Raw genomic sequence first — 12,513 nt, forward strand, 5'->3', positions numbered from 1 at the left:
GTTGGCCGTCGAAGCCGACTTGCTGTCGGATCAAGCCGTTGGGCGTGTAGTCCAGCTGATATTGTTCGCCGGATTCGTTTTCGATCTCGGTCAGCAACAGCCGCGCCGAGTCGTAGCGGTACTTCAGCTCGCTACCGTCGGGGTTCAGGCGGCGGCTGACCAGGTGCAGGTCGTCGGCGTATTCGTAGCGGGTGGTTCGGCCCTGCTCGTCGCGCTCGGCAATGACCTTGCCGTAGGCGTTGTAGCTCCAGGCCCGGGTGGCGCCGGTGGGCAGGGTGACTTGCAGCAGGCGGCCGACGGCGTCCCATTGGTAGTGCGTGAGGGCGCCGTGTTCGTCCCGACGACTGAGCAAACGCCCCAGGGCGTCGTAGGCAAAACACCGCCGACCGCCATCGGGCAGGACCTCTTCGGTCAGTTGGCCCAGGCGACTCCAGGTGAAACGATGCTCACCACCGTCCGGGTCATACCTGGCCAGCAGTTGCCCATGGGCGTCGTAGGCATATTCCGTGCGCTGGCCGTCGGGATCGATGCTCGCGATCACATCGCCCCGGGCATTGCGGCGATAGGTCCACACGGCCTTGCCACGGGAACAGGCGTGCAGGAAACCGTTGCGGTATTCGTAGGACGTCGGCGCTTCGTCCGGCGGAATCAGCGCCACCAGCCGTCCGACGTCGTCGTAGCGGTATTCGCTGACCGCCCCCAGCGGGTCCTGTTCGGCGATCAACCGGCCCTGTTCGTCGTAGGCCTTGAGGTGCTCGCCGCCATCGGGCTCGACCTTGCGCACCAGCCGCGCCCGGTCGTCGTGGACATACACTTCCTGGCTGCCATCCAGGTGCCGGACCGTGACACGGCCGTCCTCGCCCCAGGTGTAGCGGCTGTCCATCTGCGCGAAGGAGGCCCAATGCCGTACGCAGCGGGACGCCGCCCCGACGCCTTGCCACTCCCAGTAAAAGCTCGCCCCGCCGGCCAGTTGCCGCTGGAGGATGACGTGCTGGTCGTCGTAGTCGTAGCGTTCGCTTTCACCGGCGGCATTGGTCGCTTCGATCAGTCGGAAACGTCCGTCGTAGCGGTAGGACACCAGCGTCTGCTCGGTCCGCCAGGCTTCGTCAAGGGTGAGGGCCGGGTGGAAGCTCTGGTAGTCGACGGCGACCAGGTGGCGCTGTTCATAACGCAGGCGCAGGGAACGCCCGGCGCCGTTGTCCAGGCGGCTGATGTCGCCGTGGATGTTGCGCTGGACGGTCAGGCGGTTGTCGTAGCGGTCGCTGAGGGCGATCAGGTGGCCGTCGCGAAAGTGCAGGAACGGGGCGTTTTCCCCGGGCTGGACGATGATCAGTTCGTCCGGCGCAGCCCCCAGGTAGATGGCCGCCCGGGCCAGGCTGTTGTGGATCGCCGGACGCTGGGTGGTGGGCAACGGAAAGATCGTGCGGCGGTTTTCCTGGTCGACCCAGGTGACCTGCGCGCCCTTGAGCTCCAGGCGATGGGCCAGGGCATGGATCCAGCCGCGCCCGAGGCCGACGTCCAGGACGACGGCGCTGGTGCGGTACAAACGGGTGAAGACGAACGGCAAGCGCCCGTCGAGGGTGCCGTCGTCCAGGGTCAGCAGTTCTTCGCCGGTGACCATCGACACCGGGCAGCCGCTGGTCTGGGTCTGGGCCGCGGTGTCGGCGCTGTCGCCGTTGGGGTTTTTCGATTGGGCCGGGGCGTCGTCGTGGGGTTCGTGTTTTTTCAGCGTGGTGTTGCGTTGCGCATCCCAGCGCAGTTGCAGCCGGCCTTTTTTTATTCCCGCTGCGACGCCGCGCACCGCCACGGTTTTGTAGCGATCCACGTAGGTCATAAAGCCGTTGACCACCGCGAAGATCGCCTTGACGAAACGCTGCATGGCATTCAGCAGGGTTGCGCCGTGCCTGGCCAACCACATCGACAGGTAGGCGATCCCGGCCCCCGCCCCGGCAAAGGTCAAGACCACGCCGATCAGCAAATCGATCACGCACTGCACCACCACGGTCGAGAGTGCTTCGGCCGTTTCGCCGGCGACTTCGCTGGGCGGTAGCATCTCCAGCCAGAGGCTGGCGGTGCGCACCAACAGGTACAGCGCCGCTTCGTCGCTGGCCAGCAGTTGCAGCTTGGCCATTAGCAGCGGCGTGTCTCGTGCCAGTGTCTTCAATTGATCAGCGCTGTCACCCAATCGCTGAACAAACCGGCCAGGATCCTTGAGGATGTCCGACAGCAGGCTGATGCTGTCCCACACCCCCTCGATCGCCGCCCAACTGCCGGCGAGCAACCCGTTTCCCACCGCAGCCGCCGAGGTCGCCAAGGACTGCTGGGCCCATCGCGGCTTGAAGCCTTGCCACTCACCCCGTAGCCAGTCCGTCAGATCCCCAGTCAAGCCATCGTAGGAAGAAAACAGCTTCTCGATCTGCCCGGGAGACACCTCGCCCTGGACATGGACCCGATAGGACTTGCCCGCCTCCCCCTCGAAAGTCCCGAGCCCCTGGGCGTCCAGGGTCACCGGCGTGACCTTGCCGCTGTCCACCTCCACCACATCCACTACGATGTCGCCCAGCGGGATGTCGTACACCGACTCGAACTTGCTCTCGATCGTCATCACCCCACCCAGGGGGCACTGGACGACCGTGGAGAGGAAATCATCGTCACCGCTGCTGACGACGGTGGTGCTGTCGCCGAAGCGGATCAGCCGCTCCATGCCCATCAGCGAGGGCAAATCGGCCGCGCGGCTGGCCCGGTCCGCCGTGCGGCTGTACCAGCGCTCAAGTTGCTCGCGGTAGACCGCCAGGGTGTCCTGGAAGCTGTCGAGTTCCTGCTCGATACGGTTCACCCGCTCCATCAGGACAGGGCTCGCTCAAGGGCCGGCAGGAAAAAACGGTCGAACATGGGCAGCGTCTCGCAGCACTCAGGGAGCGCGAGACTGTGCCGGGGATGACGGGGGAATTAAGTCAGGGGAACGGGACAAAGGATGTAGGGCGATTCGCTAAATCCGCCCGACTTCGTCACGAATAGCCTGTGGATAACGCTAGCGGTCGCGAGCGTCGAGTGCCTTGAGCTTGATCTCGGCCAACGGATGCCCGGCTTCCGCCGCCAGGGTCCACCAACGTGCCGCTTCGACCGGGTCCGGCGCCTTGCTGGTTGTACCGGCCAGGCTGATCACGCCGACTTGGTAGGCCGCCTTGCCATCACCCGCCAGTGCCGCCAGCCGCAGCAGGCGAACCCCTTCTTCACGGGCGCCCAGCCCTTGGCCGCGAAACGTGAGGATGTGCCCATAGAAACTTTGCGCACCGACATCGCCCAGGTTCGCCATACGCGAGAATTGGCCCTCGAGCCAGGCCCAGCCACGCGCCTGGCGGACGAACCAGGACCAGTGAAACAACCGGCGCGCCAGCCAATAACCGATCCGCGCCTTGAGTCGCCAGAGCACTCAGGCCTCCGCCGACTCGGGGTATTCGTATTCAAACACCCGGACCACTTCCGAAGCGTGCCAGGAGGCGGCGGCCACTCCATCGGAAGGCCCGGAAAAGCGGCCCAGGCGCTCAACGCATTCGAAGAACCCCGTGCGCGGCAACCGGCTCGCGCCCTGGCTGATCACCAAAGAACTGCGCAGCGGCTGTTCTGCCCGGGCGTCCAGCGCCGCCAGGTGTTCAAGGGCCGCAGTCAAGGTCTGCATGGCCGGGCTGGGGAGCTGCAAGCGCTCCAGCAAGGCGCGGTAAGTCAATAAATGGCGTTGGCGACGCGCCTGGTCCAATTCACCCAACAACCCATCCCAATGCTGCCGACTGATGCGTACGCTCACGATTCTTCCCTCCAACCCGGCACCGTCAATTCCCAGGCCAGACTGCGCCGAATCGCGGCATCGGGCTGTCGCTCGCCGCTCTCGATCAAGGCCAGATAAGACGGGCTGATACCTACCGTGCGGGCCAACGCGTCGATGGCGATGCCCTTCCCTTCGCGCAAACTGCGTAATTGGTCCAAGCCAGGGAGAACCTGGCCGGGTGCCGCCGCGTGACGGACTGTCGCTTCCCGCGGCGGAGCTTGATCGATGCCTGCTGCCTTCAACAACGCTTGGTACTGATCCCACGGCAAAACCGCGTACTCGGGCTCTCCGTCACGTGTGATTACTTGAATATCCATGTTTACCCCGTAGGACAACAACACTTAGCGAGTCAGCCTTTTTCCTTGGAAGTGTAATCCTAAATGCTGGCTAAGGTCGCGGGGTGATGAATTCTCAGGGGATCAGGGCTTTTTCTGGCCTTGGAGCTGGAGTTGTTCCGGGGTATCGGGAAGCCTTTCGACTTGAGCCAGTTTCTCGGGCGACTGCCGATAACGCCAGGCGCGGAATGCCTCGAGTTCGACGTCGAGGGTTTTCATGACCCAGGCCAGCACCGCGATATCGTCGAACATGCCAAACATCGGCAAGATATCTGGAATCGCGTCCAGGGGACTGAGGAAATACATGAGCCCCGCCACCACCGACAGCATCGACTTGGCGCTGACCGCACGGTACTCACCCCGCCAGTAAGCCAGGCACAAGGCCTGCAACAGGCGCAGGTCTTCCTTGAGCTTGCCCAGCCGTCCGCCCTCCCGGGCACCTTTGCTGGCGACGGCAAAGAGCAACGTCGGTAATCGACCGCGGGCCAGCAAGCGGCCTGCCAAGGGCAGAAATCGCGCAAAATTCCACGGGGCCTTCATTTTTTCTCCCACTGAAATGTTATCCACACAAATTGTGGATAACCTTGTGAACAGAGCTGCATTTCACCGCTGAAGCCCCCGTTTAATAAGGGCCCGGCTTAGATCGGGCGTTTTTTACTCACATAAAAAAACCCAATATTTCATTGACTTGACCGGCTGACTGCGTCTAGCACAGCGCCTGTATTGCCTATGACTGTAGCTTGCCCCATGCGTTCGGTTTTTTTGCCATTTGCCGTAGCCCAGATGCGACAACGCCCCGCATGAGCGAGGCGTTGTCGTTATAGCAGACCGATTACTTGGCTGCGTCTTCTTTTGCCGGATCCTTGATCGCCAGCAGTTCCAGGTCGAACACCAGGACCGAGTTGGCCGGGATGGCCGGGCTCGGGCTCTGGGCGCCGTAGGCCAGGTCGCTCGGGATGTACAGCTTGTACTTCTCGCCGACGTGCATCAGTTGCAGGCCTTCGACCCAACCCGGGATCACGCCGCTGACCGGCAGGTCAATCGGGCTGCCACGCTCGACGGAGCTGTCGAACACGGTGCCATTGGTCAGTTTGCCGGTGTAGTGAACGGTCACGACGTCGGTCGGCTTAGGCTGTGGACCATCGGCTTTCTTGACCACTTCGTACTGCAGGCCGGAAGCGGTGGTGGTCACACCGGCTTTCTTGCCGTTTTCCTCGAGGAATTTCTTGCCAGCGGCTGCCGACTCTTCGCTCATCTTGGCCATGCGCTCTTCGGCACGCTTTTGCAGCGCGGCAAAGGCTTCGACCAGTTCTTCGTCTTTCAGCTTCTGTTCTTTCTTGCCGACGGCATCTTCGATGCCCTGGGCGACCGCTTTGGAGTCCAGGTCATCCATGCCTTCCTGAGCCAGGCTCTTGCCCATGTTCAGGCCAATACCGTAGGAAGCTTTCTGCGCCGGGGTTTTCAGCTCTACGCTGGTCTGCGAGTCGCAACCCGCGAGTACCAGGCCAACCAGGGCCACCGCCGCCGCCAACCGATGCTGTTTCATGCTATTTCCTTGTTCATGCGCCTAAAGGGCAATCGAATAAAGCCGCGAGCTTATCAGGCGGCCACGACCAATGGCTACCGGCATGTGAGCCGCAAAGTGATGATAAGTTCAGGACCGCAAACGCTTTTTAACCTTGGGCAAATGAAGCATCTGTCATCCGTTGCGTACAGGGACACATTGCCGCTCCCCACAGGCCAAGGGTAATGGCCACTTGCCCGCCGCGCAGCACTGAGGCATAAGGGCTTATCAAAAAAAAACAAGGACGTTACCGTGCGCCTTCTCTCTCGCATTCTGTTGCTGCTCCTCGCGCTGCTGATCCTCGTCGTGGCCGTGGTGCTTTATTACGTCGCCAATCCTCGCTTGCCGTTCTATACCCCCGTCGAACAGGTGCACTACCTGGATCAATGGAGTGCCGCCGAGCGCCAGACGTATTACTTCACACCCCAGGGCACCCAGGTCAAAGGCCTGCGCTACGACTGGTTCACCGCCCTCGAATTGCCTTTTTCGCAACAACGCTTCGCTTCGCCGGAGTACCTGGCGCGCTTCGGCTTCCTGATCGATCCGGCGCAGAAAGCCTCGCCTGACAACCCCGGCAACTTGCCGGTAGGGTTCGCCCGGCACCAGAACCCGGGCAGCACCGACCAGTTCCTGGATATCACCTGCGCGGCGTGTCATACCGGTGAATTGCACTTCAAGGGCCAGGCGATACGGATCGATGGTGGCTCGGCCCAGCACGTGCTGCCTTCTAGCGTTCCTACACTGCGTGGTGGCAGTTTCGGACAGGCATTGGTCGCCAGTCTGGCGTCTACCTACTACAACCCGTGGAAATTCGAACGCTTCGCCCGCCAAGTACTGGGCAAGGACTACGACGCCCGCCACGAAGAGCTGCGCAAAACGTTCAAGGCTTCTCTGGACACATTCCTGCGAGTGGCCTGGAACGATACCCATCGCGGCCTCTACCCCACCGAAGAAGGCCCCGGGCGTACCGACGCCTTCGGTCGCATCGCCAATGCCAGCTTCGGCGACGCCATTTCGGCGGAAAACTACCGGGTGGCCAACGCTCCAGTGGATTACCCGCAACTGTGGGAAATATGGACGTTCGACTGGGTGCAATGGAACGGCTCGGCCCAGCAGCCGATGGCCCGCAACGTCGGTGAAGCGCTGGGGGTCGGTGCCACGCTGAATTTCTTCGACGCCCAGGGCAAACCGCTGCAGGGCGATGCGCGATACCCTTCCAGCGTGCGCGTGCGCGACTTGAACAAGATCGAAGAAACCCTGCAACTGCTCAAGCCGCCCGTGTGGCCGGAAGCGTTGCTGGGCGCGATCGATAAACCCTTGGCCGCCAAGGGCCGGGCCCTGTTCACCGAAAACTGCGCCGGCTGCCATGTGCCCAAAGTGGTCCAGGGGCCTGACAGGCCGGTGCAGCAATTGCACATGCTGCCTGTGCAGGTGATCGGCACCGACCCCGGCACCGCCAATAACATCGCCGACCATCGCTTCGACCTGACCAGCCTGCAGTGGGATCCGGCCGAGCTGGCGAAGCTGGACGTGCAACTGCACCCGACCCCGACGGAGCCGCTGGACCTGAGCCAGCTTTCGGTCGCCAAAGGCCTGGCCTACGTCACCGCCTTTGTCGAAAACCGCGCTTACCGCGACGCCGGTGTCACCCCCGTCGAACGCCCGGCCCTGGACGGTTTCGGCCTGCCCATTGGCGTGCGTGAACTGCGCGCCTACAAGGCCCGGCCGCTGGCGGGTGTCTGGGCCACGCCACCGTTCCTGCACAACGGCTCGGTGCCGACGATCTATCAACTGCTGTCCCCCCAGGACGAGCGGGCGACCACGTTCTATAAGGGCAACTTCGAATACGACCCACGCCACTTGGGCTATCGCACCGAAGCGTTCACCAACGGCTTTATCTTCGACACCCGGATTACCGGCAATCACAACAGCGGCCATGAGTTCCGCGCGGGCGAACGCGGTAACGGCGTCATTGGCCGCTTGCTGCAACCGCAGGAACGCTGGGCCTTGCTGGAGTATTTGAAAGTGCTGGGCGGGCCACTGGAGTCGCAACTGTAATGATGAACCTCACCGGTAAAAGGATGTTGGCATGTTGATCACCCTCTGGCTGCGCCTCGGCGCCTTTTTGGGCAAGACGCTCCTGTGGCTGCTGGGTATCGGGTTGCTCGGCTGGGCCCTGTCCACGGCCTGGTTTGCCTGGCAGCACAAGGGACCGGTCCCGGACAAGGAACAGATCGCACCCGGCGAAGCCGCCATGACCCAGGACATCATCCAGACCGCGATCCGCATCGTCGATCAGCACCGCGAAGGCACGCGTTACCTGCGCGACGCCCATGCCAAGGCCCACGGTTGCGTCATGGCCGAGGTCCAGGTGCCGAGCGACCTGTCGGCGCCGTTGCGCCAGGGCGTGTTTGCCGAACCGGGCAAGACTTGGCAGGCCACGATCCGTCTGTCCAACGGCAACGCTTATCCGCAATTCGACAGCCTGCGCGATGCACGGGGGATGGCGATCAAGCTGCTGAACGTACCGGGCAAGCAACTGCTTGCTGATCGGCAATCACAGGGCGAGCAGGATTTCGTGATGTTCAATCATCCGAACTTCTTTGTCAGTGATGTCGCCGAGTACCGTCAGAATGTGGCCGCCCAGGCTGACGGGAAGAAGGCGATGGCGTTCTTTCCGAGCCTGGACCCGCGCACCTGGCAGATCCGTCATCTGTTCATCGCCCTGGCGACCCTCTCGCCGGCTCCGGCCAGTCCGACCCAGACCACTTATTTCTCGGTATCGCCTTACAAATTCGGCGAAGCCAATGCCAAGTTTCGCGTCGCGCCGGACCCGGACAGCTGCCCAAGCTACAACTTGCCACCGCAAAACCAGGACCTGCCGAACTTCTTGCGCAGCGCCCTGAACCAACAGTTATCCACAGACCGGGTGCCGGCGTGTTTTGTCTTGCAGATCCAGCGTCAGGATCCGAGCAAGTACATGCCGATCGAAGACACCAGTATTGAATGGCAGGAAAGTGATGCACCGTTCGAGACCGTGGCGCACATCAAGGTGCCGGCCCAGGATTTCGACACGCCCAAGTTGAACCTGGCCTGTGACAACCAGTCGTTCAATCCGTGGTTCGGCATCGAGGCCCATCGCCCTATCGGCGGCATCAACCGTTTGCGTAAAGCGGTGTACGAGGCGGTCAGCGACTACCGCCACAGCCGCAATGCCGAGCAGTAGCAACGGCCAAATGACAGGCAACAAAAAGCCCGCTCATTGAGCGGGCTTTTTGTGGTGACCTGGCGTTCAGCGGGCCAGGAAACCGAAGATGGCGCAGCGGACGGGACTCGAACCCGCGACCCCCGGCGTGACAGGCCGGTATTCTAACCGACTGAACTACCGCTGCGCGTAACATTGAAAGTTTGGTGGGTGATGACGGGATCGAACCGCCGACATTCTGCTTGTAAGGCAGACGCTCTCCCAGCTGAGCTAATCACCCTTCACTTTCGATGCGGGGCGCATTCTCTCACAGTTTTTCGTAACGTGCTGATCTAATTAGCAAATTTCAGAAAAAAAGAAGCAACGCACACCGCAGGAACTACAAATAGCAAAAAGCCCGCGTTAGCGGGCTTTCCGTGGTGACCTGGCGTTCAGCGTTCCAGGTAACCGAATATGGCGCAGCGGACGGGACTCGAACCCGCGACCCCCGGCGTGACAGGCCGGTATTCTAACCGACTGAACTACCGCTGCGCGTAACACGTTGAACGAATGGTGGGTGATGACGGGATCGAACCGCCGACATTCTGCTTGTAAGGCAGACGCTCTCCCAGCTGAGCTAATCACCCTTCGCTTTCGGTGTGGCGCGCATTCTACGGAGCACTCTTTAAGCTGGCAAGCACTTTTTAAATTAATTTTTTCAGGCCTTCCAAAGGCTTAGCGAAGGGTTGGCCTATGGCGCCGCGAAGAGAATAATGCCCCCCTTTGTATAAAGGAGAGACTCACCCCATGTGGTTCAAAAACCTGCTTATCTATCGCCTGACCCAAGATCTGCCTTTTGATGCCGAGGCGTTGGAAACTGCACTGGCCAGCAAACTGGCGCGTCCATGTGCAAGCCAGGAGTTGACCACTTACGGTTTCGTTGCGCCGTTTGGCAAAGGCGAAGACGCACCATTGGTGCACGTCAGCCAGGACTTCCTGCTGATCGCCGCGCGCAAGGAAGAACGCATCCTGCCGGGCAGCGTCGTGCGCGATGCCCTGAAGGAAAAGGTCGAAGAGATCGAAGCCGAGCAAATGCGCAAGGTCTATAAAAAGGAACGGGACCAGCTCAAGGATGAAATCATCCAGGCGTTCCTGCCCCGCGCCTTCATCCGTCGCTCGTCCACCTTCGCCGCCATCGCGCCGAAACAGGGCCTGATCCTGGTGAACTCGGCCAGCCCGAAACGTGCCGAAGACCTGCTGTCCACCCTGCGCGAAGTCATCGGCTCGCTGCCGGTGCGCCCGTTGACGGTCAAGATGGCCCCGACCGCCACCATGACCGACTGGGTCAAGACCCAGAAAGCCGCGGACGACTTCTTCGTGCTGGACGAATGCGAACTGCGCGACACCCACGAAGACGGCGGCATCGTGCGCTGCAAGCGCCAGGACCTGACCAGCGACGAAATCCAGCTGCACCTGAACACCGGCAAGGTGGTGACACAATTGTCGCTGGCCTGGCAGGACAAGCTGTCCTTCGTGCTCGACGACAAGATGGTGGTCAAGCGCCTGAAATTCGAAGACCTGCTGCAGGACCAGGCGGAACAGGACGGTGGCGACGAAGCCCTCGGCCAACTGGACGCCAGCTTCACGCTGATGATGTTGACGTTCGGCGAGTTCCTGCCGGCGCTGGTTGAAGCGTTGGGTGGGGAAGAGATTCCGCAGGGGATCTAAACCCGGCGGATAGCTACCTTGTGGGAGCGAGCTTGCTCGCGATAGCGGCATGACAGCCACCGAGATGTTGACTGACACTCCGCTATCGCGAGCAAGCTCGCTCCCACATGAGTATTGGATGTTCTTAATAATAAGGATCAGGTCATGCGCGCACTGGCTGCATTGAGCCGCTTTGTCGGCAATACCTTCGCTTACTGGGTACTGATTTTCGCGGTGGTGGCATTCCTGCAGCCGCAGTGGTTCGTCGGCCTGAAAGTCGCCATCGTGCCTTTGCTGGGACTGGTGATGTTCGGCATGGGCCTGGCCCTCAAGATGGAGGATTTCGCTGAGGTTGCCCGTCATCCGGGGCGGGTGGCCCTGGGGGTGATTGCCCAATTCGTGATCATGCCCGGCACGGCGTGGCTGCTTTGCCAAGTGTTCAGCCTGCCGCCGGAGATCGCCGTCGGCGTCATCCTGGTGGGTTGCTGCCCGAGCGGCACATCATCCAATGTCATGACCTGGCTGGCTCGCGGTGACCTGGCCCTGGCCGTGGCGATTTCCGCCATCACGACCCTGCTCGCCCCGCTGCTGACCCCGGCGCTGATCTGGCTGCTGGCCTCGGCCTGGTTGCCGGTGTCGTTCTCGGCGCTGTTCTGGTCGATCCTGCAAATCGTCCTGTTACCGATCGCACTGGGCATCGTTGCCCAACGCCTGTTGGGTGTCCGGGTTCGTCATGCCGTAGAAGTCCTGCCGCTGATATCCGTGGTGAGCATCGTGATCATCGTCGCGGCGGTGGTGGCGACCAGTCAGGCGAAGATCGCAGAATCCGGCCTGCTGATCATGGCCATTGTGATGCTGCACAACAGCTTCGGTTACTTGCTGGGGTACTTCACCGGGCGCTTGTTCGGCCTGCCATTGGCCCAGCGCAAAACTCTGTCCCTGGAAGTGGGCATGCAGAACTCCGGCTTGGGCGCGGCCCTGGCCAGCGCGCATTTCTCGCCGCTGGCGGCGGTCCCCAGCGCGCTGTTCAGTGTCTGGCACAACATTTCCGGGGCTTTGCTCTCGACGTACTTCCGGCGCATGAGCGAAAAGCAGGACCGCGAAACTCTGGCCGGCCGGCAAACCGCTGACTAAGGCAAACTTGATCGAGTGGTCAATCATTGGCACTCTATCCATCCAGGCGGGGACGACCCCGCCGCTCGATCGAGTCTTGAATCCGGGGACGACCCCATCCATCGATGAGGTGTTTGATGTCCTGGATCATTCTGTTTTTTGCCGGCCTGTTCGAAGTCGGCTGGGCTGTCGGCCTGAAGTACACCGACGGCTTCAGCCGCCCTCTCCCCACTGCACTGACCATCGCCGCCATGGCGATCAGCCTCGGCCTGCTCGGCCTTGCCATGAAGGAACTGCCGCTGGGTACCGCCTATGCGATCTGGACCGGGGTCGGTGCCGTGGGCACGGTGATCGCCGGGATCATTTTGTTTGGTGAGTCGATGGCGCTGGTTCGCCTGGCCAGCGTGGCGTTGATCGTTGCGGGGTTGATCGGGCTCAAGGTCAGCGCCTGATTGACCTGTGGGAGATTCTATGGTGCAGGGCTACCCCCTAAATGCCTTTCGGTAAGTATTCGCTCTGGTTCTTCAGCAGGGCGAATACCACTCGGGCAAGCTTGCGGGCCAGTGCCACTAATGCTTCGGTTGTGCTGAGCCCCCGGGCCCTTAGTGCCTCATAAAAACCCTTCCATGCCGCTGTGCGCCTCGCCGACATCGCGGCGTTATGCATCAATCGACGGGCCTCTGGGTCACCTCGCTTAGACAGGCAGCGGCGTCCCTTCTTTTTCCCTGAGTCCGATATACGCAGGTCTAGGCCCAGAAAAGCGATGAAGGCATCGGCATTTCTG

At 61.6% G+C, this 12,513-nt stretch carries 12 protein-coding genes and 4 tRNA genes; 5 read left to right on the plus strand and 11 right to left on the minus strand.

Annotated elements, in window-relative coordinates:
- The 6 genes from BM317_RS29100 to BM317_RS29125 form a co-directional block, all read right to left on the minus strand.
- On the minus strand, positions 1 to 2,845 hold a 2,845-nt coding region (locus BM317_RS29100; protein WP_139236091.1), incomplete at its 3' end, for a DUF6531 domain-containing protein.
- Positions 2,846 to 3,031: 186 nt separating this feature from the next.
- On the minus strand, positions 3,032 to 3,433 hold the full coding sequence (locus BM317_RS29105; RefSeq protein WP_092175636.1) for an SEL1-like repeat protein: 402 nt from the start codon (positions 3,431 to 3,433) through the stop codon (positions 3,032 to 3,034).
- Positions 3,434 to 3,805, minus strand: coding sequence for a hypothetical protein (locus tag BM317_RS29110; RefSeq protein WP_003179080.1), 372 nt, complete (start codon positions 3,803 to 3,805; stop codon positions 3,434 to 3,436).
- Complete coding sequence (locus BM317_RS29115; protein WP_092175728.1) at positions 3,802 to 4,143, minus strand: helix-turn-helix domain-containing protein; 342 nt, start codon at positions 4,141 to 4,143, stop codon at positions 3,802 to 3,804. Before BM317_RS29115 ends, BM317_RS29110 begins: the two co-directional genes overlap by 4 nt.
- A 102-nt stretch (positions 4,144 to 4,245) precedes the next feature.
- Positions 4,246 to 4,701, minus strand: a complete 456-nt coding sequence (locus BM317_RS29120) for a YkvA family protein (RefSeq protein WP_072406553.1) — start codon at positions 4,699 to 4,701, stop codon at positions 4,246 to 4,248.
- A gap of 292 nt (positions 4,702 to 4,993) precedes the next feature.
- The gene (locus BM317_RS29125; protein ID WP_003204577.1) at positions 4,994 to 5,707 is read right to left on the minus strand and encodes a BamJ family beta-barrel-assembly machinery protein; all 714 of its coding nucleotides are present in this window, start codon (positions 5,705 to 5,707) and stop codon (positions 4,994 to 4,996) included.
- 270 nt (positions 5,708 to 5,977) lie between these two features.
- Between BM317_RS29125 and BM317_RS29130 the strand changes: the two genes are divergently transcribed.
- Both BM317_RS29130 and BM317_RS29135 read left to right on the plus strand, forming a co-directional pair.
- Entirely contained in the window at positions 5,978 to 7,783 is a 1,806-nt protein-coding gene (locus BM317_RS29130) for a di-heme-cytochrome C peroxidase (RefSeq protein WP_092175639.1), read from the plus strand.
- Between the two features lie 31 nt (positions 7,784 to 7,814).
- A complete protein-coding gene (locus tag BM317_RS29135; protein ID WP_092175642.1) occupies positions 7,815 to 8,951 on the plus strand; it encodes a catalase family protein in 1,137 nt (378 codons plus the stop codon).
- Between the two features lie 89 nt (positions 8,952 to 9,040).
- Here BM317_RS29135 and BM317_RS29140 read toward each other — a convergent pair.
- The 4 genes from BM317_RS29140 to BM317_RS29155 form a co-directional block, all read right to left on the minus strand.
- Positions 9,041 to 9,117: transfer RNA gene (locus BM317_RS29140), tRNA-Asp, on the minus strand.
- 17 nt (positions 9,118 to 9,134) lie between these two features.
- Positions 9,135 to 9,210, minus strand: a tRNA-Val gene (locus BM317_RS29145).
- A gap of 174 nt (positions 9,211 to 9,384) precedes the next feature.
- Positions 9,385 to 9,461 (minus strand) — tRNA-Asp (locus BM317_RS29150).
- A 19-nt stretch (positions 9,462 to 9,480) separates the two neighbouring features.
- Positions 9,481 to 9,556 (minus strand) — tRNA-Val (locus BM317_RS29155).
- A gap of 160 nt (positions 9,557 to 9,716) precedes the next feature.
- Between BM317_RS29155 and rdgC the strand changes: the two genes are divergently transcribed.
- From rdgC to sugE, 3 genes are all read left to right on the plus strand, one after another.
- A complete protein-coding gene (rdgC, locus tag BM317_RS29160) occupies positions 9,717 to 10,637 on the plus strand; it encodes a recombination-associated protein RdgC (RefSeq protein ID WP_014339706.1) in 921 nt (306 codons plus the stop codon).
- Between the two features lie 144 nt (positions 10,638 to 10,781).
- A complete protein-coding gene (locus BM317_RS29165) occupies positions 10,782 to 11,750 on the plus strand; it encodes a bile acid:sodium symporter family protein (RefSeq protein WP_092477160.1) in 969 nt (322 codons plus the stop codon).
- 116 nt (positions 11,751 to 11,866) lie between these two features.
- Positions 11,867 to 12,181 carry a quaternary ammonium compound efflux SMR transporter SugE gene (gene sugE, locus BM317_RS29170; protein WP_003204587.1) on the plus strand — a complete coding sequence of 105 codons (315 nt, stop codon included), beginning with the start codon at positions 11,867 to 11,869 and terminating at the stop codon, positions 12,179 to 12,181.
- Positions 12,182 to 12,218: 37 nt separating this feature from the next.
- Here the strand turns inward: sugE and BM317_RS29175 are convergent.
- On the minus strand, positions 12,219 to 12,513 hold a 295-nt coding region (locus tag BM317_RS29175), incomplete at its 5' end, for a transposase (protein ID WP_139230569.1).

The sequence above is a fragment of the Pseudomonas sp. NFACC24-1 genome, assembly GCF_900115235.1.
Taxonomy (GTDB): Bacteria; Pseudomonadota; Gammaproteobacteria; order Pseudomonadales; family Pseudomonadaceae; genus Aquipseudomonas; species Aquipseudomonas fluorescens_AA.